Here is a 23,291-nt window from a genome sequence, read left to right as displayed (position 1 = left end):
AGCGATGGCAAGGAGGCAGATATGGCCTATGACGAAGGACTGGCGCAAATTTTGCGCGATCATCTGACCGCATTGCAAGGTGTGGAAGAGAAAAAGATGTTCGGCGGCATCTGTTTCATGTTCAATGGTAATATGCTGTGCGGTGTGCACAAGGGTGGTGGCATGTTTCGCGTGGGCAAGGATAATCACGCAGAGGCATTGAAAATCGAAGGGGTCAGCCCGATGGCATTCACAGGCCGGCCAATGGGTGGCATGGTGGATGTAGCCCCCCATTTAATGGCAGATGATGAACGGCGCGGACAAGTGATGCGGCTAGCCCTTGATTTCGTGGGGAACCTGCCCGCCAAATAACATTCGGTATACATTCGCATACACGCTTTCATTACGTGGCGTTATACGATAAACAACGCGCAATTCCGATTCCAAAAACAGAGGTTACTATGACCAAGATCAAAGTAGAAAATCCAGTCGTCGAACTTGACGGCGACGAGATGACACGCATCATCTGGCAATTTATCAAAGACAAACTAATCCTGCCATACGTGGATCTGGATCTGAAATATTACGATCTTGGCATCGAAGCACGCGACGACACAAATGACCAAATCACCGTGGACGCGGCAGAAGCGATCAAAAAATACGGCGTAGGCGTAAAATGTGCGACCATCACACCAGATGAAGCACGCGTCGAAGAATTTGGCCTCAAGCGCATGTACCGTTCACCAAACGGCACCATTCGTAACATTCTTGGTGGTGTTATTTTCCGCCAGCCAATCATTTGTAAAAACGTACCGCGTTTGGTCCCAGGTTGGACAAAACCAATCGTTGTGGGCCGTCACGCATATGGCGACCAATACAAAGCAACCGACTTCTTGTTCCCAGGGGCGGGTAAACTGACCCTGAAATTTGAGGGCAACGATGGCACAATCATTGAACGCGAAATGTTCGACGCGCCCTCTTCTGGTATCACGATGGGCATGTATAACCTTGATGCGTCGATCTATGATTTCGCACGTGCATCATTAAACTATGGCTTGAACCTTGGTTGGCCTGTTTACCTGTCCACTAAAAACACAATTTTGAAAGCGTATGACGGTCGTTTCAAAGACATCTTCCAAGAAGTTTACGAAAACGAATTCGAGGCCGAGTTCAAGAAAAAGGGCATCCATTACGAACACCGCCTGATCGACGATATGGTTGCGGCCGCGTTGAAATGGTCTGGTGGATATGTTTGGGCTTGTAAAAACTATGACGGCGATGTGCAGTCCGACACAGTGGCCCAAGGATACGGTTCACTTGGCCTGATGACGTCACAGTTGATGACACCCGATGGGAAAATCGTAGAAGCAGAAGCCGCGCACGGCACTGTGACACGTCACTATCGCCAGCACCAAAAAGGCGAAGCAACGTCAACCAACTCTATCGCGTCAATCTACGCATGGACTGGTGGTCTGAAGCACCGCGCGAAATTGGACAACAACACACAGCTGACCGATTTTGCCAACACGCTTGAAAAAGTGATCGTTGATACGGTTGAAAGCGGCCACATGACCAAAGATTTGGCATTGCTTGTTGGCCCGGATCAAGGTTGGCTGACAACCGAAGGTTTCTTGGAAAAAATCGACGAGAACCTGAACAAAGCGATGTAAACCATTGCTTTGATGAAATACACGAAGGGTCGCTGATTTCGGCGACCCTTTCTTTTTGGATGAATACAATGCCCCTGAACGAACCCCATAAACAAACCGATCATAGCCTGCATGAAGATGTCCAGGCCTTTGTTTTAGCTACATTACTCATGTCGATTGCGATGCAATTTATAACGCACCTTGGCCTAATCACGGGGCAAACTGCGGGACTTGCGGTTTTGCTCAGCTATATCAGCGATTATTCATTTGGGTTGATTTTCTTTGTGATCAACCTGCCGTTTTACATCTTTGGTTACCTGCGGCTTGGCGCGCGGTTCACAATCAAAACATTCATCGCGGTATTAATGGTATCCTTTGGCGCGGATCAGATGGGAAATCTGGTTTCATTTGATGCGCTCAACCCGATTTTGGGCGCGGTACTGGGCGGGTGTTGCGCGGGGCTTGGGCTGGTTGTATTTTTTCGCCACGGTGCGTCCCTTGGTGGTGTTGGTGTTGTCGGGCTTTGGGCGCAGGATCGATATGGCATACAGGCGGGCTGGATCCAGATGGGCTTTGACCTTATCCTGTTTATCCTCGCGATTTTCATATTGGCAGATGCGAATTTGGTCGCCCTCTCCGTTTTGGGTGCGTTGATCCCCAACTTGATAATCGGTGTGAACCATCGCAAGGATCGATACATCGGGCGCTAAACTGATCGCGCTTGACCCATCGCTTAATTTGCTTCAACTCTGGCGCATCACCTCAAAGGATTGTGCCATGCCGATACATTATGTCTATCTTATCGTTGCAGTTGTTTTTGAAACCTGCGGCACGGCCAGCTTGAAGGCCAGCGAAGGATTTACCAAGCTTTACCCCAGCATCGGGGTTGTGATCGGCTTTGCCGGTGCGTTTTATTTCCTTTCGCTCACGCTCAATTACATGCCCATCGGGATCGTTTATGCGATCTGGTCGGGGCTTGGCATTGTGTTAATCACATTGATCGGTTTGGTGTTTTTCAAACAACATCTTGATGCACCTGCCTATGTCGGGCTTGCGCTGATCATGGCTGGGGTTTTGGTGATCAACGTGTTTTCACGCACAAATTTGCATTAATCACGCACCCCGATTATGTGTTTTCGCGTATAGCGTCGCCACGGTTTTGCTTGCTGTTTTTTCACAGGCCACAGGCACGAATGCATGGATCAACGCCGCAAACGCCGCACCGAACAGTTTCATTGAAAAACCCAATGCAAACATGAAATGCTCAAGGTAACTTTCGTCAACGGATTGCGGGTGGTCTAGGAAAATTTTTCGTATCATTTGGATGCTCCTGTAGAATTTCCTACAGAATACTCAGCCTTGCGCAAAACATATCCCAAAGTTTACGAAAAATATTCACTTGATGGGATTTTATCCCATGATATAATCAATGTTATGGAAATAGATACACTAGATCGTAAAATACTGGCGCAATTGCAACGTGATGCGGGGCAATCGCTGGATGATTTGGGTGCGACAGTTGGATTATCGCGCAATGCCTGTTGGCGGCGGATCAAAACGCTGGAAACTGCGGGGGTGATTAAACAACGCGTGGCGATATTGGATGCGGCATCGGTTGATCTGGGGTTATCCGTGTTTATATCCGTGCGCACCAATCGCCATGAACCAGACTGGCTCGCTGAATTTGCCCGTGCAACACGCGAAATGCCCGAAATTTTGGGCGCTTATCGCATGTCTGGCGATTTGGATTATTTAATCCGTGCGCAAGTGCGCGATATGGCCGGGTATGATCGGTTTTACCAACGCCTGATCAAGCGCGTAAATCTGGCGGATGTCTCCGCCAGTTTTGTGATGGAACAGTTGAAAGAAACAACTGCGCTGCCTGTTTGATGTGTTATACACCCTCAACAATCGTATAGTTGCGCGTTGAAACACCATCGGCCAGTGCAAAATCCAACGCCTCTTTGTATTCAGGGCTTTCGTAAAATTCCACAGCCGTGTCGTAATCTGGGAATTTTACAATCACATTGCGCAATTGTTCTGGCCCCTCTTTGGTCAAACAACGTCCACCGCGTGCCAAAAATTCGCCGCCAAATTTTGCCACCGCTGGCCCAGCCAATTCGGCGTATTTTGCGTATTCTTCGGCGTTGTGCACATTGATTTGCACCATACAATAAGCTGCTGGCATTTTAATTCTCCAATAATTTTTCAACGGCCTCTACCGCTTGGTCTGCATTTGCGGCACTTGCACCACCGGCCTGTGCCATATCGGGGCGGCCACCGCCACCTTTGCCGCCTAATTCACCCGCTGCGGCCTTGACCATATCAACGGCGGAAATTTTGGCGGTTAAGTCATCGGTCACACCTGCGGCCACCGCCGCCTTGCCACCTGCATCTGAAATCAACAAAATTGCAGCGGAACCTAGACGGTTTTTATGTTCGTCAATCAACCCGCGCAAATCTTTACCCGGGACATCGTTTAGAACCTGAGCAAAGAACGGCACACCATTGATATCCTTGGCGTTTTGCGCATCACCTGATCCACCCATTGCCACCGCTTTGCGCAGCTCTGCAATTTCGTTTTGCATCACTTTACGCTCGTCCAACAATGCCGCCACACGCGGAGCAATATCGTTTGGCTGTGCTTTCAAGGTTGTCGCGATTTGGCTCAATGACTGTGACTGACCACGCACATAATCCAATGCGGCCTGGCCTGTTAACCCCTCAATCCGACGCACACCAGATGCCGATGCCGCCTCTGCAGTCAGAACAAACAGGCCGATTTGCCCCGTGCGCGCCACATGCGTACCTCCACATAGTTCAAGGCTATAGGTGTTTTTGTCCATGCCTTTGCCCGAACCATCCTGTGTGCCCATCGACACCACGCGCACTTCGTCGCCGTATTTTTCGCCAAACAATGCCTGCGCACCCAATTCACGTGCATCATCGGGTGTCATAATCCGAGTTTCCACGGGCGTATTTTGACGGATATAGGTGTTTACCTCGTCCTCGACCTGCGTCAATTGATCGGCGGTCATGGCCTTGGTGTGGGAAAAATCAAAACGCATCCGATCGGAGGCGTTCAACGAACCACGTTGTGCCACGTGATCACCCAACGCTTCGCGCAAGGCTTCGTGCAACAGATGTGTCACCGAATGGTTGGCCCGGATGGCGCTACGACGAACGTGATCTACGATCAATTCCGCCGCATCGCCTGTTTTCACGTTACCCTCTGTCACCTGCCCCACATGCACAAATACGCCTGCCTTTTTGCGCGTATCGGTGATTTCAATTGTGCCACTGTCTGTTTTCAAGATACCCTGATCGCCAACTTGACCACCAGATTCCGCATAAAACGGGGTTTGGTTTAACACGATTTCAACTGCGTCGCCCGATTTGGCCGTGGCAACCACCGCACCGGCATTCACAATCGCAACAATCTCACCCTCTGCGATTTCGGTGTCATAGCCCAGAAATTCGGTTGTGCCTTTGTCCTGCGCGATATCAAACCACACGGTTTCATCGGCTGCATCACCCGACCCTACCCATGCTGCGCGTGCTTTGGCCTTTTGTTCATCCATCGCGGCGTCAAAACCAGCGGTATCAACCTCAATCCCCTTTTCGCGCAATGCGTCTTGGGTTAAATCGAGCGGGAAACCATATGTGTCATACAATTTGAACGCCGTTTCACCCGCCAATGACGCGCCCTTGTCCATGCCAGCCGTTTCATCATCCAGCAATTTCAAACCACGATCCAAAGTGGTTTTAAAACGGGTTTCTTCAAGCAATAAAGTTTCTTCGATCAATGATTGGCCCTGGGACAATTCAGGATACGCCTGTCCCATTTGTTTCACCAATGCGGGCACCAATTGATGCATAACGGGGTCTTTTGCGCCCAACAGATGTGCATGGCGCATGGCGCGGCGCATAATGCGGCGCAAAACATATCCGCGCCCCTCGTTTGATGGCAAAACACCGTCCGCGATTAAAAATGATGTGGAACGCAAATGATCGGCAATCACGCGGTGATGCACATTTTGATCACCATAAGGATCAACATGCGTTGCATGCGCCGATGCTTCGATCAAATCGCGCATCAAATCGGTATCGTAATTGTCATGGCTGCCTTGCAACAGGGCCGCCATACGTTCCAATCCCATGCCGGTATCAATTGATTGCATGTCCAGCGGTTTCAGCGATCCATCTGCAAACTGTTCATTTTGCATGAAAACGACGTTCCAAATTTCGATGAAACGATCGCCGTCTTCCTCTGGTGATCCGGGTGGTCCACCCCAGATATGATCGCCGTGATCATAGAAAATTTCGGTACACGGCCCACACGGACCAGTTGGCCCCATGCGCCAAAAATTATCGTCCGTTGCAATACGAATGATGCGATCATCGGGCAAGCCTGCGTATTTTTTCCAAATATTCGCGGCCTCATCATCCGTGTGATATACGGTAACGTAAAGCTTGTCTTTTGGAATACCAAATTCTTTGGTGATCAAATCCCAAGCCATGGGAATGGCCTGTTCCTTGAAATAGTCACCAAACGAAAAATTTCCCATCATTTCGAAAAATGTGTGATGGCGCGCGGTGTATCCGACGTTATCCAAATCGTTATGCTTACCCCCCGCACGCACACATTTTTGCGCGGTGGTTGCACGTTGGTAATCACGCGTTTCTTGGCCCGTGAACAGATTTTTAAACTGTACCATGCCTGAATTGACGAACATCAATGTAGGATCATTTCGCGGGATCAATGGCGAGCTTGGCACGATGCGGTGATCGTTAGATTGGAAAAAGTCCAGAAATGTGCTTCGAATGTCGTTCAGGCTGGCCATAATTTACCCATGTAGATGTTGTTTCATGCGGTTTAGCGCAGGCATTGCGGGCTGTCCACAGGACATGCGTTTGGATGGCATTAAACCTTGATGATTGTATCTGTTTTGCGGATCACACCGTTTTGCACCACGCGGCATAAAACGCCGCGTAAACGATAGGGTACATGTTCGGGAATGGTGATGAAATTTTTTGCGTCTTTCCCATATCGCACCTTCCATTTGACACAAGCATCGTTGAACACATCGCTGACTTCCACAATGGCCCCGCCAATTTTCAAACGCTGCCCCACGGGCAGGTTTTCATGGGAACAATCCAAATCCGCAATGATTGTATCCCCTGGATGTGGGGTGTTTTCACGATCACGCCACACGGCATCCATCACGCGTTTGCCAAGGATTGAAACCTGAATACGAGGATCGGGTGAACCATCATCCAATTTCATCCACGGCGCGTTTTCCCAACGTTCACCAGGGATTCCGCGATCAACAGTGAGCGTAATTTCGTCAACAAAATCACGCGCACCATAATCTGGGCGCAGACACAGCGTGTCGATTTTTACATTATCCTTTGGGGCATCCAGCATATCGGGCAGATGCGCCATCAATTCATCATGTGTAATATGTTCCATAAACGCAATTAGACATGAAAAAGGGCCGTGCGCAACACAGCCCTTTCGTTCGATTTAAAAAGATTGAATTAACCTTCTAACACTTCGTCGGCATCGGCTTTTTTCACCGCTTCGATTTCGGGTTTGGGCATGTCAAAATCCAAACCGTTGGCCGCACGGATTTTATCTTCGATTTCCCATGCCACTTGTGGGTTGTCTTTCATGAATGTCTTCGCGTTTTCGCGCCCCTGCCCGATGCGTTGATCACCGTATGAAAACCAGCTTCCTGATTTTTCGATAAAGCCAAGCTTAACGCCTAAATCAATCAATTCGCCGCGTTTAGAAATGCCTTCGCCATACATGATGTCAAATTCAACCTGTTTGAACGGTGGCGCGGTTTTGTTTTTCACAACTTTCACACGGGTCTGGTTACCCACGATTTCGTCACGATCCTTGATCGCGCCAATGCGGCGGATATCAAGACGCACTGATGAATAAAATTTCAGCGCATTACCGCCAGATGTTGTTTCTGGTGAACCAAACATCACGCCGATTTTCATCCTAATTTGATTAATAAAGATCACCATACAGCCAGATTTGGAAATCGAACCGGTTAGTTTGCGCATGGCTTGTGACATCAAACGCGCTTGTGCGCCGACCTGATGATCACCCATGTCACCTTCTAGCTCTGCTTTTGGTGTCAATGCAGCGACCGAATCCACAACAACCATCGAAACCGCACCAGAACGCACCAGCGTATCGGCAATTTCCAAGGCCTGTTCACCCGCGTCGGGCTGTGAAATCAATAACTCGTCAATATCCACGCCCAGCTTTTTAGCATAGGATGGATCAAGCGCGTGTTCCGCATCGACAAATGCGCAAATCCCACCTTTTTTCTGTTCCTCAGCAATGGCGTGCAAAGTCAGCGTGGTTTTACCAGAGCTTTCTGGGCCATAAATTTCGACAATCCGCCCTTTGGGCAAACCTCCGATGCCAAGCGCGATATCCAGACCAATTGAACCGGTTGATGTCGCCTCGATATCCATACGCGCGTCGTCATCGCCCAATTTCATAATTGAACCTTTGCCGAACTGTCGTTCGATTTGGCCCAGTGCAGATTCTAACGCTTTTTGTTTATCCATTGCTCGTCTTTCGCCCAGATCTAAAAGTGGTGTTCCCATAACTATTCCCTTTTTTACGAGCAAATTGCAATGCGCAATCTGCACCTGTGTTCGCTTCTTGTTCTTTTGTCTATCTATGAGACCAAAAAGTGAACATTTCAAGTAAAACTTTATCTATCGACTGTGCGCAATGAATGTTTATAAATGGTAAAGAGGTTCAAATTTACGGGTAAGGCATTCAAAATGCAGATTTTTATAAACAAATCACTGGTATTTTTTGCCGTGCCAAAAACGGGCACCACCGCGATTGAACGCCAAATCGAACCCCGCGCCGATATATCATTGCGACACAATCCCGCGATTAAACATATTCGCCCACAACGGTTTAACCGATTTCTGGAGCCATATGTTTTAAAACACGCATCAAAACCATTAATAAAAATGGCACTGATGCGCGAACCGCTTGATTGGTTGAAAAGCTGGTATCGATATCGTCAGCGCCCCGAAAATTTGGGACGCTCCACCAGCACAGCATTGATTGATTTCAATCAGTTCGTCCAAGAATACCTTGGCGATGATCGCCCCGATTATGCCAATCTGGGATCGCAGCATCGGTTTTTAACCCTACAAAACGGTAATTTGGGTGTGACCGATTTATTCCGATACGAGGATATGCCACGCGCGGTTTCATTTTTGGAAACTGTATTGGACCAAGAAATCATTCTTGAACAAAACAACGTTTCCCCAAAAATGGATATCAAGGTTAGTCCAACCCTGTTGAAAGAATTACAAGTAAAGCGCAAAGCAGATTTTGATTTGTACGAAACGATCTCGCGCTAACTTAGGCGACGGTTTTCGATACCATTTCCACCAAAGCTTGAAGCGAAAACGGTTTGGCCAGAAATTCGTAATCTTCAATGGTATTATTTTTGTCTTCGAACACTTCTTCTGCGTAACCTGACATGAATATCACTTTGGCATTTGGGCAATCTTTGCGCGCCTTTCGCACCCATTCAGGGCCGTTCATACCAGGCATAATGACATCGGACACAATCACATCGATCCGATCACAATGTTTTTTGACCAAATCCACCGCTTCTTCGCCAGACCGTGCGGCAACAACGTTTACACCCTGTAATTCCAACGCACGGGTAGCAAAGGCACGCACGGGATCTTCATCCTCGACCAACAGAGCCAGCGCACCTGACAAACCATTGGCTCGGACAACGTTTTTTTCTTCTGAAGTTTCATCAACAACGGCCGTGGATTGTGCGACTGGCAACAATACGGTGAATTTCGCGCCCTCATGTTCGCCATTTTCGACGAAGATGTACCCACCCGTTTGTTTCACAATTCCATACGCTGTGGACAGTCCAAGCCCCGTCCCCTCGCCCACATTTTTGGTGCTAAAGAAAGGTTCGAAAATTTTGGATTGGTTTTCTTTGGAAATACCAACACCTTCGTCTTCCACCTCGATACAAACATATTCACCTTGTACGATATCAACTTTGTCGCGTTTTTGGTTTTGTGAGTATTTTATGGATTTGCTACGCACCCAGACATTACCACCATCGGGCATGGCATCACGCGCATTCACCACCAAATTCAAAATCACCTGTTCCATTTGTCGCCCGTCAACAAACGCCAGCGGCAAGAATTTATCCTGTTCCAGATGAAGCTTAATCGTTGCCCCGACGAGACGATTCAACAGATGGGTCAAATCAGAAAGGATATCATTCACCTGAACCCTTTTGGGTTGCAATGTCTGTTTGCGTGAAAACGCGAGCAATTGACCAACCAGCGCCGCCGCACGGTTGGCGTTATGCCCAATTTGTTCCAGATCGCTGTAGCTCGCGTCACCTTTGTCATGGCGTAACTTCAACAAATCGCAATATCCCGATATTGCAGTCAGCAGGTTGTTAAAGTCATGTGCAACGCCACCTGCCAGCTGTCCGATGGCTTGCATTTTCTGACTTTGAACAAATTGTGCTTCGAGCGTTTTTAACTCTGTTGCATCGCTCAGCACGGCGAGCAGCCCATTACCACGGGTTTTGGACAATGAAACCTGAACGAACACATCTTTGTTTGCGCGTTTAACTTTCAAAATCTGAGGTTTACTGACGCTTTGATTTCGCTGTTCTGATGTTATCCATTGTGACACTGATCGCCCCAAACCTTGGGTTAATTCGGAAAACAATGGTGATTCATTACCTGAACACCCCAGCAGCTCTCTTGCCGCCGTATTACAACGTGTCGTTTGTCCGTGAATATCAATGGTGACAAGCGCAATCGGCAAATCATCCAAAAGGTTGAAATTGTGAATTTGTTTGGGAATTAAATGCGAAGGCACCGCTTCGCGTTTTCGTTGAAACAATGCTGATATCACATTGCGCGATCGCGCCCGTTTTTTTTTGAGCACATCAATCGCATCGGATCCCTTTTGCCCAGTGAGGAAAAACACCAATCCAAATGTGGTGACACTTGCCATTGCGATCAAAAACGATAGCGAGCTTGGCAACATCAATTGTAGCCCGACCGAGCACAAACACAGAATGAGAATAATTGATGTATTGAAGATAAACCAACTGTTTATACTGTTGCGACGGTTCAGGTTATCGGAAAGCAGGTTTGATTTCATCAAGAGACCAGACATCCAAAAGGTAAACCAAAGGTTAACAACCCCTAAATTTCGTCTAAAATTGACTCGTTTTTGAGGATTGCCAGATAAAATCCATCGCCAGCGCCTGTCAGGTGATATTTTCGTTCAAATTCCAATGCAAAACGCGTGTTTTTCGCCAGAAACGCAGATACCTGTGCGGTGTTTTCAACATTTAACAACGAACAGGTGATATATGCGATGCGACCACCGTTGGTGACAAGGCTTGGCGCATTTTGCAAAATTTCAGATTGTGTTTGGGTGACTGCATCCAAGTCGTCGAGGGTTAGCTTCCATTTCCCATCCGGATTACGCCGCCATGCCCCCGTGCCCGAACACGGTACATCCAGCACGACAATATCGTATTTTTTATATTCTAAAACAGGGTCTTGCGACAAGATATTCACGTCAACGCCCGCACGCATTGCGCGCGTGGACAAATCCCCCAAACGATCGTTATGTTTGTCATAGGCATCTATGCTCGCGTCAGGTGCCAGCGCCGCCATGGCCAGCGATTTACCACCGCCACCCGCGCAATAATCCAACACAGTTTTCGCATCTTGCAATGGCAAATCCAAAACCACCTGTTGTGATCCCGCATCCTGCAATTCGATCTGACCGTCTTTATATGCATCCGTTTGCGGAATTTTGCGCGTCTGTTTGGACAAGCGCAGCGCGGTTTTGACACCATCAACCAGTTCCGTTGACAGATCATCTCGTGCAAGCATGGCTTGCGCCTGTTTAATATTAGTCTTTGCCATGTTCACGCGCAAATCTATTGGCGCGCGCGATTGAATCGCTTTCAGGTTATCAATCAACCCATTTCCAAGGCTTTCTTGCAACATGGGCAACACCCAATCGGGCACGTCATAGATTGTGGCGATATCATCGCTGTCGTTGGTTTGAATTGCGCGCGTTTCCGCATCAGATAACGTGGTGGGAGCGTAGCCCTCACCACTAAAAATATCATTTGGTTTCAAACCATTGCCCAACACATGGCCCAGCACCGCACCGCGCCCGCCCGATTGCCCCGCGTGGTATTGATATGATCGTTTGCAGCGCAAACAATCAAACACGATGTCGCGTAATGCAGCGCGATCTTTGGATCCCGCAAATCGATTTTTGCGCGCCCAATTGGTCAGCGTTTTTTCCGCGCTCGCGCCATCAAAAATCTGATCCAGAATATCAATCGCGGATGCGTATCGCGCAGCAGGTGTCACTAGCCAATCCGATAGTTCGGGGATTCACGTGTGATTTGCACATCATGGACATGGCTTTCCTTAAGCCCTGCACCACTGATTTTCACGAACTTACAATCCTTGCGCATATCATCCACGGTTTTACAGCCAGTGTAACCCATCGCCGCACGCAAACCGCCAACCATTTGGTGTAAAACAGCGCCCGCTTGGCCTTTGTATGGCACTTGGCCTTCGATGCCTTCGGGTACCAATTTGTCGCTGCTGGCTTCTTTTTGGAAATACCGATCGGCAGAGCCGCGCGCCATTGCACCAACAGACCCCATGCCGCGGTACGATTTGAATGATCGCCCTTGGTACAAGATCACTTCGCCAGGTGCCTCGTCCGTGCCAGCAAGCATGGAACCAACCATGGCACAACTTGCGCCCGCCGCAATCGCCTTGGCAAAATCGCCCGAAAATTTGATGCCGCCATCGGCGATGACGGGGGTGTTTGTGGATGCCGCTGCCTTTGCGCTATCGCTAATTGCGGTTAACTGTGGCACACCAACACCCGCCACAATACGCGTGGTACAGATTGAACCCGGGCCAATGCCAACCTTAACTGCATCCGCACCCGCATCAATCAATGCCTTGGTCGCATCGCCAGTCGCAACATTACCTGCAACGATTTGTATATTTGGATATTGTTTTTTAATCTTTTCAACGGTTTGCGCTACGGAAATAGAATGCCCATGCGCAGTATCAATCACCAACAGATCAAGTCCCGCATCGATCAGCTTTTCTGAACGCGTAAAGCCTGCATCACCCACAGTGGACGCCGCAGCGACACGCAATCGGCCCAGATCATCCTTACATGCTTGTGGGTTCAAAACAGCCTGTTCCAAATCCTTGATGGTCAACAATCCGGTTAACTCATTCCCCTTATTCACCACCAGCAATTTTTCAATACGGCGTGAATGCATCAAGCTACGCGCATCATCCAGATTTGTCGGTTCTTGCACAATCGCCAAATTATCCGTGGTCATCATCACTGAAACAGGTGTTTTATCGTCCGACACAAATCGCATATCGCGGTTTGTCAAAATGCCCTGCACGCGGCCATCTGCATCAACCACAGGAAACCCTGTGATGCGATATTTTTCCGCCAGCTTTTTGGCATCGGCCAAGGTTTGATCAGGTGTTAACGTGATTGGGTTGTAAACCGTGCCCGACACAAACCGTTTTACACGGCGCACAGCATCGGATTGTTGTTTTTCGCTTAAGTTACGGTGGATCACGCCAATCCCGCCCGCTTGTGCCATGGCGATGGCCATTTTGGCCTCTGTCACGGTGTCCATCGCCGATGATAGGATCGGGATGTTCATGTTGATGGTTTTGGTTACTTGTGTGCGGACATCCGCATCACTTGGCAGCACAGTAGATGCGCCAGGAACCAGCAAAACGTCGTCAAAGGTGAGTGCCTCACGAATCTCCATTGGGTATCTCCAAGAGTTATCGGTATTGCCGCCGCTCTATCTCACGACATGGTGCAAAAGGAAAGGGTAAATTCCACGCCTTGTCCCAATTTTACCATTTGCTGGACAGGTAATCTTGTTTTTGCGCCGCGAAAGACATTGTTAATAACCACACGATAGTAGTTGGCACAGGAGTGTCAGTCGTGAAAATATTATTGCTTATCTTGGGTTTGGTCACATTTGGACTGGTTTTGTTTGCGGATACCTCAGACCAATTGGTGCAACTTAAGAAACAGTATCACCGTCCGTTTTACATTCCATTTCCACGCGACAAACAGTTCAGCCCACAAATCGCGACACTGGGCAAAATGTTGTTTTTCGATCCGCGTTTGTCTGGCGGCCAAAATATCAGCTGTGTGTCATGTCACAATCCATCATTTGGTTGGGAAACGCCCGTCAAAACCGCAATTGGTGGCGCCAATGTGCCACTTGATCGCCATGCGCCAACATTGCTGAATATGGCATGGGTTACCCCGCTTTTCTGGGACGGGCGCGCCGCAACACTCGAAGATCAGGTAATCGGTCCGATCACCTCACCCATGGAAATGAATGCAAAATTTGATCAGGTCGTCGCGCGGCTTGAAAAGGTGAGCGAATATCGAAAATGGTTCAATACGCTCTATCCTGACCAAGGTATCACCGCACAGTCCATCCAAGATGCTCTTGGCGTATATGAACGAACCATTGTCGCTGGATGGTCAGATTTTGATCGTTGGATTGACGGCGATGATGATGCGATCTCTGATGACGCAATCGCTGGTTTTGTGTTGTTCAACGGTAAGGCTGGATGTGCCACATGCCACACGGGGTGGAATTTTACCGATAACCAGTTCCACAATATCGGTCTGCCAGATGATGATATCGGTCGCGCGGCAATCACTCAAAATTTCGCTGATGATAATCACGCTTTCAAAACACCTGGCTTGCGCAACATCATGCTGCGCGCGCCATATATGCACAGTGGCGAAATGATGGATTTGAATGCAGTGATCACACATTATGCACAGGGTGGATTTTCCGACAGGTTTCTAGGTTCCGCAATATCACCCTTTGAAATTAATGAACATGAAATCAATCAGTTGATTGCATTTATGAAAACTTTATCGGAGACTAAAATCGATGTTCCAACCCCCGTCCTACCAGCGAATTAGGGGACGGTATGAAGCTAAAACAACGCATCATCCTCCCGCTCATCTGTGTGTTTCTTGTTGGAATCGTTGCAATCGGGGTTAACACCACTTTATCATTGCGCGTCAGCTATAAAAACGAAATGGTGCTTCGCCAATCTTTGGATGTGGTGAACCAAACGCGATTAATGCGCACCCAAATCAACCGCATTGTAACTCTTGTTCAAGATGTCAGTGCGATGACACATCTGATCGAGAAACAAACGATCGAGAACAGTTACAACACCGCGTCCAATATATTATCACAGACAATTTTAATGATGCGTCAAAATATGTTGAGCGGGGAAAACCAAAAATTATTAACACAGTTGCAAAACGCGATTAACGAAACCGACGCGGATGCACGGGTTTTGCTCGGGTTAAGAACCACCGAGTATATCCCCACATTGGAATTGATGGATCGGCGTGCAACGCATTTGATCCAACTGTCAAAACAAATTGAATACACGACATTAAAATCAACCGTTGGTATTAGCGAAGGCATCACCAAAAGCCAGCTAAACGCAACAGGATTGGTTGCAATTTCGATGATCGTGTTAATGTTTACGGCTGCATTGTTTTCCGCACGATTTGCAAACAAATTATCGCAAACCATATTGGATTTCGCAAACGAGCTGTTCGTAATGTCAGGCAGCGATAAACACAAAAACTTTGACAAACTGGACGAGGTCGAAAGCACAACAATGGCATTGTCAGATTTGCGAAAATCACTGATTGAAAAGGAAAAAATTTCGCAAAAATTGAACGACGCGGTCATCGCCGCCACAGAATCCACCCGCGCCAAATCGGCATTTTTGGCGAATATGAGCCATGAAATCCGCACTCCGATGAATGGGATTATTGGCATGAGTGATTTGTTAAACGAAACAACGCTGACGCCAGAGCAACGCGAATTTTGTACAACAATCACAAATTCTAGTCAGGCGCTGTTGACGATCATCAATGACATTCTTGATTTTTCGAAAATCGAGGCGGGCAAAATGTTACTGATCCATGAACCATTTGACGTCGCACGCACTTTGCAAGAGGTTAACAATCTGCTCGCGCCAAAGGCGCGCGAAAAACAGATCGCGATGATTGATCAAACGGATACTCACATACCGTTGATCATGGGTGATGCGGGGCGATTGCGCCAAGTGTTTTTAAACCTTATTGGCAATGCAGTGAAATTCACCAATACGGGTCAGGTGACCACAAAATTACAGATCGATAACGATGAAGAACAACAGGTGTTGAATTTGCGGGTCACCGACACGGGCGTTGGCATTCCCCAGAAAAACATTAACAAGATTTTTGCTGCCTTTGAACAAGTTGACAACGAAGCAACGCGCGAATTTGATGGAACGGGTCTGGGCTTGGCCATTTCGGCGAGAATGATTGAATTGATGGGGGGAACAATAAACGTTACGTCCCAAGAAGGCATGGGTTCGACGTTCACGATTTCGATGCCAGTTACGACCGTGACCGACAAGATAACCACCGCGAAACATCTTGTATTGCGTGACTACGATAATCCGACGCGATTTGACATTGATGGTTATATCTTGATCGCCGAAGACAATAAAACCAACCAGCTTGTGATCCGCAAAATGTTGCAAAAATTGGGGCTTGAAATCAAAATCTGCCAAAACGGACAATGCGCAGTGGATACATTTAAACAACGCCGGCCAGAATTGATATTGATGGATTTATCAATGCCCGTAATGGGTGGGCTGTCTGCTGCGCGTGAAATTCGTGCATATGAGACAAAAAACGCGCTATCTGCCTGTCCGATCATTGCGTTGACTGCAAATGCTATGCAATCTGATCGCGAAAATTGTTTGGCGGCGGGTATGGACGGATTTTTATCTAAACCCATTAACAAGGGTGTTTTGATCAAAAAATTGCAATCGCATCTTGTAAATCCGCCCCAGTAACACATTCGCTTTTTTTGCCGTTAGCACTCTGAAATGACGCTGGAAATACCTGCGCCATTCGGCTAGCGTGTGCACAATGAAATGGTGTGTAAATGGCTGATATTATTCTTGTAATTCTGGCGGGATTTGGCGCTGGCGTTTTAAATGCAATTGCGGGGGGGGGTACGTTTTTAACCTTTCCTGCACTTGTAATGATCGGCATTCCACCCGTGATGGCAAATGCGACAAGTGCGGTTGCGGTTTTCCCTGGATACCTAAGCAGCGCCTTTGGATTTCGCACAGAGCTGCGCAGCTTTGATCGCGCGCAATTAATTCGCCTAACCCTGATTACCCTTGCGGGGGGCGTGGTTGGCGCGTTGTTATTGTTGGTGTCATCCAACCGCGCGTTTAGCGTGATCGTGCCCTTTTTGTTATTGGCCGCGACATTAGTATTTTTGTTTGGTGAACGTATTCGCGCCGCCCTTGCCAAACGATCAAAATCCGTCACCCCACAAGGGGCGGTTGGCCTGTTTTTGGTCAGCGTTTACGGCGGTTATTTCAACGGCGGATTGGGTATTGTGCTATTGGCGCTGTTCGCCATGTGGGGGATGCAGAATATTCACCAAATGAACGGGTTGAAAAACGGGCTTTCATTTGCGCTATCGGCAATATCCGTGGGGGTATTTGCGCTGTCTGGTTTGATCGCATGGCAATCAGCAATTGTGATGATGATTGCATCCACAATTGGTGGTTATTTGGGCGCACCGCTGGCGCGGTTGTTAACAAAATCGGCCATCCGCGCGATTATCGCTATCATTGGGTTTAGCATGAGTGCGGTGTTTTTTGCGCGGCTATTTTAGCCCCGAAACCCCGTTGCCACCACGAATTTTTCGGAACTGTCTGAACGGCTTGCGGGGGGTTTTACATTCGCAACCTTAGTGAATTTTTGTTTGAGCAATTTTTGCAAATCGCCCTCGGCACCGCCCGCCAAAACCTTGGCAACAAATGTGCCGCCCTCTTCCAATACGTCAAATGCAAAATAGGCCGCAGCCTCGCACAAGTGCATAATGCGCAAGTGATCGGTCTGTTTGTGCCCCGAACTTGACGCGGCCATATCAGACATCACAACATCGGCCTTTCCGCCAAGCCACTCTTTTACCTTGTCGTCCGCGCACTCGTCCAGAAAATCAAGAACGTGCAATTCGCAACCGGGAATCGGATCAACCTCTTGTAAATCGACACCCAAAATCGTGCCAATCTTTTTACCTTTTTTATCACCAAGCGCATTCACACGCGGCACGGCAATCTGACACCAACCACCAGGTGCACAGCCCAAATCAACCACGCGCGCGCCAGGCACCAAGAAACGGAATTTTTCGTCCAATTCCAATATCTTATAGGCTGCACGGCCACGATACCCGTCCTTTTGTGAACGTTGCACGTAGGGGTCGTTCAGTTGACGTTCCAGCCAGAGTTTGGACGACAAACGCCGTCCTTTGGCGGTTTTAACGCGCACTCGTAAATCGCGCTGACCGCGCCCAGATGTATTTTTTTCATTCGACATGTTTCACGCTTTACTTCAAATGGCCTGCTTTGACCATCTGTGAATACAATAAACCTTCGCGCAAACCGCGATCGGCGATTGTTAGTGTATCGGTGGACCACACACGCAATATTGCTTGCAGGATGGCAGCACCCGACATGATTAAATCTTTACGGTTACGCCCGATACACGGCTCGCTCTCACGCCCCTTTGGCCCCATATGCAAATATCGATCAACCTCGGCATCGACCTGCATCGCGCTCATCGCTTGGCCGTCGACCAGATCGCGATCATACCGAGGCAATCGCAAATGGGTGGAAGCAATGGTGGTTACCGTGCCCGATGTGCCAATGATTTGAAAATTTTGCAAGAAATCTTGTTCATTGCTTTCCATCACGGGGCCAAATTGGGCGATGTATTCTTCGAAATACCACGACATCATCGCATAACGATCCTTGTCGCCGTCCACATCGGAAAATTGATCACGCAGCGTGGTCACGCCAAAGGGCACCGAAATCCAATCAACAACCTTGACCCCATCAAACGGTGTGCCTGTTCGTGGTTTTTTCAAATTGGTGCGCAACCCCATCATCGCCGCGCGACGCATTTTGGGTTCCACATCGGCCAGATCAAGCCAGACCAATTCGGTCGACCCACCGCCGATATCAATCACCAACACCTGTTCGGTGCTGCGGCGCAAATGCGCAGCACACCCGATTGCGGCAAGGCGGGCTTCTTCTTCGGGTTTGATAATTTCAAGTCGCAGACCCGTTTGGCGAAACACGCGTTTCACGAAATCACGCCCATTGCTGGCCTGACGACACGAAGCGGTCGCAATCAGGCGAGCGTTTTGCACATTATGGTGGCGTAATTTTTTGGCGCAGACATGCAATGCGTCCATCGTGCGGTGGATCGCTTTCGCCGAAAGTTTGCCGGTTTTTTCCAATCCCGCCCCCAAATAGACGGGTTTGGAAAATGCATCGACAACTTCGAAATGTTCACCACGTGGGTGTGCAATTAACATGCGGCAACTGTTTGTACCCAAATCAAGGGCACCAAATAATTCGGTTTCTTGCGCCACCCCCGCGGTCTGATTCCCGACATTTGGGAACGCGATGACCTTATCAGAGGCATTTTGTGACATTTTATATTCCTAGGTTACGTAAATGTTACGCCCCAATCCGCCCCATATCAAGCGATCATGATGAATGAATCAAATATCCTTTATGCAAGATTACCAATTTGGTCGCTTCTTTTGCCAGTGAAGTCGAAAACCGCACCTGTTATGTACGCTGCAAGCGTTACAGAAAATAAAATGTTAATGAGGTGAAACATGCCAGCAGTCACAATCGTATATTGGCGCGATATTCCCGCACAGGTCATTGTTGGCAAAGGCCGACGTGGCGCAAAGGTGCAATTGCCCGAACGCTTTGAACAGGCGATCGATCGTTGCGCGATGAAAATTGGCGCGCAGGATACGGATGCCTATCTTGCCGAATGGCGCAAGGCAGAACCGTTCGACGTCGAAGGCGATCAAGATCAAGTCGCAAAAGACCAAGCTGAACTGCTGGATAAAGAGTTTGATCAGGAAAAATTAAAAACGCTGATTGCCAATGACGGCTGGGCGTAAATCTTTTCTAGCAAGGGTGGGTCAGGCCATGTCATTGTTCAATCTTAAACCAAAAATGGTGACGGATTCAGTCAATCCAAATGTGGAATCATTTCTGCAGGGTTACTCGATCGAGGTGATGCCGCGCACCGCCGCCAAGGTAGAAGATTTTCGCGCCCTGCTCCCATCTGGTACGCGCGTTTACATCGCCCATATTGATGGCACCCCGATTGATGATATGGTGGCAACCGCCAAACGTATCACCGATGAGGGTTACGATGTGATGCCCCATTTTCCTGCGCGTATCATCAAGGATCGCGCAACCTTGGAAACATGGATTTCACGTTATGCCAACGAGGCAGGTGTAAAACAGGCTTTGTTGCTCGCGGGTGGTTTAGATGCACCACAAGGTGATTTTGAAACATCTATGCAGTTGCTGGAAACAGGTTTGTTTGATCGTGCGGGTTTCACCAATTTGCATGTCGCGGGTCACCCAGAGGGAAATCGCGATATTGATCCCGATGGAACGCGCAAAAATGTTGATGCGGCATTGTCTTGGAAACAGGAATTTTCCAAACGCACCGATGCGCACATGGCCATCGCCACACAGTTTTGTTTCGAAAGCGAACCCGTGATTGAATGGGCCAATAACCTTGTGGCCCAAGGCATTGATATTCCGGTTCATATCGGCATCGCGGGTCCTGCAAAATTGCAAACAATGGTGAAATTCGCCATTGCCTGTGGTGTGGGGCCAAGCCTGCGCGTATTGCAACGCCGCGCAAAGGATGTAACAAAATTGATGTTACCGTTTGAACCAAATGACATCATCACAGAATTGGCCGAGCACAAGGCCGCAAACCCAGATTTCAACATTGCACAGGTTCATTTTTTCCCGCTCGGCGGGATCAAAACAAATGCAACTTGGGCAATGACCCACGGCGGCGCATCAGGCGTTCCCGCCGTTCAATCCTAAAGGAATACAAATGACACGCACCATTATCGAGAGCAAAACCAAAACAGCGATCATCGGTTTTGACCAACCCTTTTGCGTGATCGGGGAACGGATCAACCCCACGGGGCGCAAAATTTTGAACGCCGAACTCGAAGCAGGTGATTTTTCATCTGTGGAACGCGATGCGATTGCGCAAACCTTGGCGGGTGCTGGCGTATTGGATATCAACTCAGGCGCTGTTTTCAGCAACAAAATGGCCGAAGACGTACGATATGCCGACAATAACTTTGTCGAGCCACCCTTGATGCGCCAATTGATCGAACTGGTGCAAAACACCGTCGAAACGCCGTTGTGCATCGATAGCTCGGTTCCCGCCGCACTTGAGGCTGGATTACAGGCCTGTAACGGACGCCCCTTGGTCAATTCCGTGACGGGCGAAGTGGAAAACCTGGAAAAGGTTCTGCCACTGGTTAAAAAATACAACGTCCCAGTTGTGGCGATTTCAAATGATGAAACTGGCATTTCAGAGGACCCAGAGGTTCGTTTTGCCGTGGCCAAAAAAATCGTGGCACATGCCGCCGATTATGGCATTCCTGCGCATGACATTGTGGTCGATCCACTGGTGATGCCGATTGGTGCAATGGGTTCTGCGGGCAACCAAGTGTTCGCCTTGGTGCGTAAACTGCGCGAAGAATTGGGCGTGAACACGACCTGTGGTGCATCCAACATTTCATTCGGCCTGCCTAACCGCCACGGTGTGAACAATGCGTTTTTGCCAATGGCGATGACTGCTGGGATGACATCTGCGATTATGAACCCTGTTCAAATCCCTGTTGGCCCGAAAAAAATCCAAGCCAAATTGGACGAACTCGCCGCCGCTGGCATTATCGTACCCGATGATATTGATCCAGAGATGCTCGCGAAACTTACCGGCATGGGTTCCACCAAATACACCCCAGGCAAAGAAATGGAAGCAATCCGCGCCGCCAATTTCCTGATCGACCAAGACGCAAACGGATCGGAATGGATCAAGTTTAACAAGGTCGACGATGGTGGTGTAGAAGCAGGCGCACGCGGCCGTCGCGGTGGCCGCGGCCGTCGTCGCGGTTAACAACGTTTGAAATTATGGCTAGCATTCGGTTTGGATGCTGGCTTAACTAACATGTTAGACCTGATATAGTTTAATTATAGCGTCTTTCAAAGAGTTTAAGTGCCTCAAATATGGATATGCAATCCGTTGGCCAAGGGTATCCAAAATTCGTTTTACAGAACGTATTGCACCCCGTAGTCTATAAAACCAATTTTCAATGCCTTATTCCGCGCCTTCGCAAATAATCGTACAGCTGGAATTAAGTTTTCCACATCGTATTTGCGAAGTCTCAAAACAACCTCAAATCAAACACAAATTTCATACATCGCAGCAACTTCATACGGTTTTACTTTGCTGCGGGCACGCTGTTTGAAATTTTTGCGCAATGCGTCAAGATCGGGAAATACTGACAACAGTTCCGCTCTTTTTTGATGCAAAATATGATCTTTTGCTAAGTCACCCAAAAACAGGCTTTCGACCGTTAGACCCTGCGCCCATATCACGTGGTGCTGATCGAACAGAATGTGACAATATTCAATTTCCGTGCAATCTGGCAAGTTACAAACACTGGTTTCATTCACCAACGACTTTGCACTCGCAAACACTTCGTCTTGGCCTGTGAACACCAGCGGTTCCCATCCATCAAGCATGACGGCGTGTTGTGGCGATAGAATCAATTCTTGAAATGGTCTATTTTCTCCAAACGCGTTTTTTTGAATCAAAATCGGTGTGTGATTTTGCATTTCTGGGTTATTCATAAAATCAACGCATTGCTTGCCCACCCAACGCACTGCTTGATGCCCGTTATCAAGCGTCGCGACCATATCGCCAACACAGATTTCCCCAATCGGTTTCAAACCGCGATCAGTTTTTAATAGCGTTTTTGAACAAAGACACAGCGGAATTTGTCCATCCAGTGGGAATAACAGAGGAAGCGATAGGCCGATCAAAATTTCAGCGCCCTCTGGGAGCCCTGGAAAATACACATAGCTTTTGTCAAAAAAACCGTCTTCGACCGTGATACGTATTGGGGTTAATGACAGTTCAACCTGTAAACCATCAACCATTGCTACAACCAACTGTGGGCCAATCGCCTGTTCGATATCGTTAACGGTAACCGACAACCCATCCAAATAGGCCGCCTGATTATCCCCTGTTTGATCAGGTAGATCGAACATATCATCGTCAGAATCGGTCAACAACATCGTGGCGTCACCACTTCCGCTGACCAATCCAAGAAACGGATCAAAAAGTGTAATCGTACTGTCTGGCATTTCCCCACCCAGTCAATTAAAATAATTTCACTCGTAAAAATTGATTTGATTACTATAGCTCAACTTTAGGTTATTTAACTCTTTCTTAAAGTCAAGCGGTTCCCTTTCGATTGCGCAAAACTAATGCACATACGAAAAAGCCCAGACGAGGTATGTTGGCTCACATTTTTT

General features: G+C 48.3%; 23 protein-coding genes. 12 read left to right on the top strand and 11 right to left on the bottom strand.

Annotated features, from left to right (window positions below):
• Positions 1–21 precede the first annotated feature (21 nt).
• From IE094_RS00710 to IE094_RS00695, 4 genes are all read left to right on the top strand, one after another.
• A complete protein-coding gene (locus IE094_RS00710; RefSeq protein ID WP_189638658.1) occupies positions 22–351 on the top strand; it encodes a TfoX/Sxy family protein in 330 nt (109 codons plus the stop codon).
• An 89-nt stretch (positions 352–440) separates the two neighbouring features.
• Positions 441–1,649, top strand: coding sequence for an NADP-dependent isocitrate dehydrogenase (locus IE094_RS00705; protein WP_189638657.1), 1,209 nt, complete (start codon positions 441–443; stop codon positions 1,647–1,649).
• A gap of 59 nt (positions 1,650–1,708) precedes the next feature.
• Positions 1,709–2,338, top strand: coding sequence for a YitT family protein (locus tag IE094_RS00700; protein ID WP_308429178.1), 630 nt, complete (start codon positions 1,709–1,711; stop codon positions 2,336–2,338).
• A gap of 67 nt (positions 2,339–2,405) precedes the next feature.
• Positions 2,406–2,741: a DMT family transporter gene (locus IE094_RS00695; protein WP_189638655.1), complete on the top strand. Its 336-nt coding sequence runs from the start codon at positions 2,406–2,408 to the stop codon at positions 2,739–2,741.
• Here IE094_RS00695 and IE094_RS00690 read toward each other — a convergent pair whose 3' ends face one another.
• Positions 2,742–2,948, bottom strand: coding sequence for a DUF6356 family protein (locus tag IE094_RS00690; RefSeq protein ID WP_189638654.1), 207 nt, complete (start codon positions 2,946–2,948; stop codon positions 2,742–2,744).
• A 114-nt stretch (positions 2,949–3,062) separates the two neighbouring features.
• Here IE094_RS00690 and IE094_RS00685 point away from each other — a divergent pair, with 114 nt between their 5' ends.
• Positions 3,063–3,518: an Lrp/AsnC family transcriptional regulator gene (locus tag IE094_RS00685; protein ID WP_189639399.1), complete on the top strand. Its 456-nt coding sequence runs from the start codon at positions 3,063–3,065 to the stop codon at positions 3,516–3,518.
• A gap of 4 nt (positions 3,519–3,522) precedes the next feature.
• Here IE094_RS00685 and IE094_RS00680 read toward each other — a convergent pair whose 3' ends face one another.
• The 4 genes from IE094_RS00680 to recA all read right to left on the bottom strand — a co-directional run bounded on the left by IE094_RS00680 (position 3,523) and on the right by recA (position 8,261).
• Positions 3,523–3,816 (bottom strand): DUF1330 domain-containing protein, encoded by a 294-nt coding sequence (locus IE094_RS00680; RefSeq protein ID WP_189638653.1) that lies wholly within the window; start codon positions 3,814–3,816, stop codon positions 3,523–3,525.
• A 1-nt stretch (position 3,817) separates the two neighbouring features.
• Entirely contained in the window at positions 3,818–6,472 is a 2,655-nt protein-coding gene (gene alaS, locus IE094_RS00675; RefSeq protein WP_189638652.1) for an alanine--tRNA ligase, read from the bottom strand.
• Between the two features lie 80 nt (positions 6,473–6,552).
• Positions 6,553–7,101 carry an MOSC domain-containing protein gene (locus IE094_RS00670; RefSeq protein WP_189638651.1) on the bottom strand — a complete coding sequence of 183 codons (549 nt, stop codon included), beginning with the start codon at positions 7,099–7,101 and terminating at the stop codon, positions 6,553–6,555.
• A 68-nt stretch (positions 7,102–7,169) separates the two neighbouring features.
• On the bottom strand, positions 7,170–8,261 hold the full coding sequence (gene recA, locus IE094_RS00665; RefSeq protein ID WP_189638650.1) for a recombinase RecA: 1,092 nt from the start codon (positions 8,259–8,261) through the stop codon (positions 7,170–7,172).
• Positions 8,262–8,444: 183 nt separating this feature from the next.
• Here recA and IE094_RS00660 point away from each other — a divergent pair, with 183 nt between their 5' ends.
• On the top strand, positions 8,445–9,041 hold the full coding sequence (locus tag IE094_RS00660) for a gamma-glutamyl kinase (RefSeq protein ID WP_189638649.1): 597 nt from the start codon (positions 8,445–8,447) through the stop codon (positions 9,039–9,041).
• 1 nt (position 9,042) lies between these two features.
• Here IE094_RS00660 and IE094_RS00655 read toward each other — a convergent pair whose 3' ends face one another.
• From IE094_RS00655 to guaB, 3 genes are read right to left on the bottom strand one after another with little or no spacing between them, the layout of a single operon-like run.
• Positions 9,043–10,854, bottom strand: coding sequence for a hybrid sensor histidine kinase/response regulator (locus tag IE094_RS00655; protein ID WP_189638648.1), 1,812 nt, complete (start codon positions 10,852–10,854; stop codon positions 9,043–9,045).
• A 29-nt stretch (positions 10,855–10,883) separates the two neighbouring features.
• Positions 10,884–12,077 (bottom strand): RsmB/NOP family class I SAM-dependent RNA methyltransferase, encoded by a 1,194-nt coding sequence (locus IE094_RS00650; RefSeq protein WP_189638647.1) that lies wholly within the window; start codon positions 12,075–12,077, stop codon positions 10,884–10,886.
• Entirely contained in the window at positions 12,077–13,531 is a 1,455-nt protein-coding gene (guaB, locus tag IE094_RS00645; RefSeq protein ID WP_189638646.1) for an IMP dehydrogenase, read from the bottom strand. Before guaB ends, IE094_RS00650 begins: the two co-directional genes overlap by 1 nt.
• Before the next feature lie 182 nt (positions 13,532–13,713).
• On the opposite strand from guaB, the gene IE094_RS00640 reads away from it, so the two are divergent.
• From IE094_RS00640 to IE094_RS00630, 3 genes are all read left to right on the top strand, one after another.
• Positions 13,714–14,721, top strand: a complete 1,008-nt coding sequence (locus IE094_RS00640) for a cytochrome-c peroxidase (RefSeq protein WP_189638645.1) — start codon at positions 13,714–13,716, stop codon at positions 14,719–14,721.
• 8 nt (positions 14,722–14,729) lie between these two features.
• Positions 14,730–16,673 (top strand): ATP-binding protein, encoded by a 1,944-nt coding sequence (locus tag IE094_RS00635; protein ID WP_189638644.1) that lies wholly within the window; start codon positions 14,730–14,732, stop codon positions 16,671–16,673.
• A gap of 92 nt (positions 16,674–16,765) precedes the next feature.
• The gene (locus tag IE094_RS00630; protein ID WP_189638643.1) at positions 16,766–17,512 is read left to right on the top strand and encodes a sulfite exporter TauE/SafE family protein; all 747 of its coding nucleotides are present in this window, start codon (positions 16,766–16,768) and stop codon (positions 17,510–17,512) included.
• On the opposite strand, the gene IE094_RS00625 is transcribed toward IE094_RS00630, so the two are convergent.
• Both IE094_RS00625 and IE094_RS00620 read right to left on the bottom strand, forming a co-directional pair.
• Positions 17,509–18,216, bottom strand: a complete 708-nt coding sequence (locus IE094_RS00625) for an RlmE family RNA methyltransferase (protein WP_189638642.1) — start codon at positions 18,214–18,216, stop codon at positions 17,509–17,511. The two genes, IE094_RS00630 and IE094_RS00625, sit on opposite strands and share 4 nt — an antisense overlap.
• Before the next feature lie 10 nt (positions 18,217–18,226).
• Positions 18,227–19,339 carry a Ppx/GppA phosphatase family protein gene (locus IE094_RS00620; protein ID WP_189638641.1) on the bottom strand — a complete coding sequence of 371 codons (1,113 nt, stop codon included), beginning with the start codon at positions 19,337–19,339 and terminating at the stop codon, positions 18,227–18,229.
• 189 nt (positions 19,340–19,528) lie between these two features.
• On the opposite strand from IE094_RS00620, the gene IE094_RS00615 reads away from it, so the two are divergent.
• From IE094_RS00615 to IE094_RS00605, 3 genes are read left to right on the top strand one after another with little or no spacing between them, the layout of a single operon-like run.
• The gene (locus IE094_RS00615; protein ID WP_189638640.1) at positions 19,529–19,825 is read left to right on the top strand and encodes a virulence factor; all 297 of its coding nucleotides are present in this window, start codon (positions 19,529–19,531) and stop codon (positions 19,823–19,825) included.
• Positions 19,826–19,853: 28 nt separating this feature from the next.
• Complete coding sequence (locus IE094_RS00610; protein ID WP_189638639.1) at positions 19,854–20,777, top strand: methylenetetrahydrofolate reductase; 924 nt, start codon at positions 19,854–19,856, stop codon at positions 20,775–20,777.
• Between the two features lie 10 nt (positions 20,778–20,787).
• The gene (locus tag IE094_RS00605) at positions 20,788–21,867 is read left to right on the top strand and encodes a dihydropteroate synthase (protein ID WP_189638638.1); all 1,080 of its coding nucleotides are present in this window, start codon (positions 20,788–20,790) and stop codon (positions 21,865–21,867) included.
• A 284-nt stretch (positions 21,868–22,151) separates the two neighbouring features.
• Here IE094_RS00605 and IE094_RS00600 read toward each other — a convergent pair whose 3' ends face one another.
• Positions 22,152–23,120, bottom strand: coding sequence for a Hint domain-containing protein (locus IE094_RS00600; protein ID WP_189638637.1), 969 nt, complete (start codon positions 23,118–23,120; stop codon positions 22,152–22,154).
• Positions 23,121–23,291 lie beyond the last annotated feature (171 nt).

The organism is Paramylibacter ulvae (assembly GCF_014652655.1).
GTDB classification, from domain to species: Bacteria; Pseudomonadota; Alphaproteobacteria; order Rhodobacterales; family Rhodobacteraceae; genus Amylibacter; species Amylibacter ulvae.
This window is presented reverse-complemented; position numbering and strand designations above follow the sequence as displayed.